Source organism: Catenulispora yoronensis (assembly GCF_039531695.1).
GTDB lineage: Bacteria > Actinomycetota > Actinomycetes > Streptomycetales > Catenulisporaceae > Catenulispora > Catenulispora yoronensis.
In genome coordinates this window covers 1-1,018 of the sequence record NZ_BAAAQN010000147.1, presented here as the reverse complement: position 1 = coordinate 1,018, position 1,018 = coordinate 1, and the positions used below count along the sequence as shown (strand labels likewise).

Sequence of the window (1,018 nt, the reverse complement as noted above, 5' to 3'; positions counted from 1 at the left end):
CGCCTGGCTGGCGGATGCCCTGCACCGCCTGCATCAGCCGGAAGAAGCCGCCGCTATGCGCCGCGATGGACTGCTGCTGACGCTGCAGAATAATCCTCAGCCATAACCTGGCATGGCTATCGCCTCCTGCGGGGCGATAGCCCTTCTCCCCCGCCTTCACATTGACGGATCCCCGAAAGAAAAAAACGCCTGCGCTGAAATCAGGGCAGGCGTTAAAACAGGTCTGTTTGACAACAAATTGGGTGCTTCACTCAACGTAATGTCCATGGTGTTTGATGAGGCATAAATGCGACATCTGTCAGTGGACGATAAGCACCGTAAGAACGGCTCTGCATCATTCCGGAGTTTATGAGGCACGAAGGCGAACATAAGAGATGGAATGAGCATCTACCCGGTTATTATCGGACAGGATCCGGGGAAATTGCATCTACCACAGTGATGAATTGAGAGTTTTCCTGACGCGTATTCTTAAGCAAAGAGAAGATTTTTTATCAGCAAGATCAGAGAAATAAGAGATGGCGGCCGGCAGCAGAAAACAAAAAACCCCGCCGAAGCGGGGTTCAAAATTGGTCGGCGAGAGAGGATTCGAACCTCCGACCCACTGGTCCCAAACCAGTTGCGCTACCAAGCTGCGCTACTCGCCGAAATACTGCTTTTTGAATTTTTAGTTCAATTCGTTAAAGTCGTGGTGCGAGGGGGGGGACTTGAACCCCCACGTCCGTAAGAACACTAACACCTGAAGCTAGGGCGTCTACCAATTCCGCCACCTTCGCAAATTCACAACTCTATCAAATAATGGGGTGGCTAATGGGATTCGAACCCACGACAACTGGAATCACAATCCAGGGCTCTACCAACTGAGCTATAGCCACCACTGCAAACCTTTTACGCGGTATTAAAACCACCGCAGCTCCAGCACCGGGTTAATGGTGCGCCCGACAGGATTCGAACCTGAGACCGTCGGTTTAGAAAACCGATGCTCTATCCAGCTGAGCTATTGGCGCGTCGTTTTCGGTAA

At 51.6% G+C, this 1,018-nt stretch carries 1 protein-coding gene and 4 tRNA genes; 1 reads left to right on the top strand and 4 read right to left on the bottom strand.

Annotation, left to right across the window (positions count from 1 at the left end; translation table 11 throughout):
* The coding region (locus ABD481_RS46430) for a hypothetical protein (RefSeq protein WP_344672321.1) at positions 1-106 on the top strand (106 nt) is incomplete at its 5' end.
* Positions 107-567: 461 nt separating this feature from the next.
* On the opposite strand, the gene ABD481_RS46425 is transcribed toward ABD481_RS46430, so the two are convergent.
* From ABD481_RS46425 to ABD481_RS46410, 4 genes are all read right to left on the bottom strand, one after another.
* Positions 568-644, bottom strand: a tRNA-Pro gene (locus ABD481_RS46425).
* 42 nt (positions 645-686) lie between these two features.
* Positions 687-773, bottom strand: a tRNA-Leu gene (locus ABD481_RS46420).
* A 23-nt stretch (positions 774-796) separates the two neighbouring features.
* Positions 797-872, bottom strand: a tRNA-His gene (locus tag ABD481_RS46415).
* Positions 873-927: 55 nt separating this feature from the next.
* Positions 928-1,004: transfer RNA gene (locus tag ABD481_RS46410), tRNA-Arg, on the bottom strand.
* Positions 1,005-1,018 lie beyond the last annotated feature (14 nt).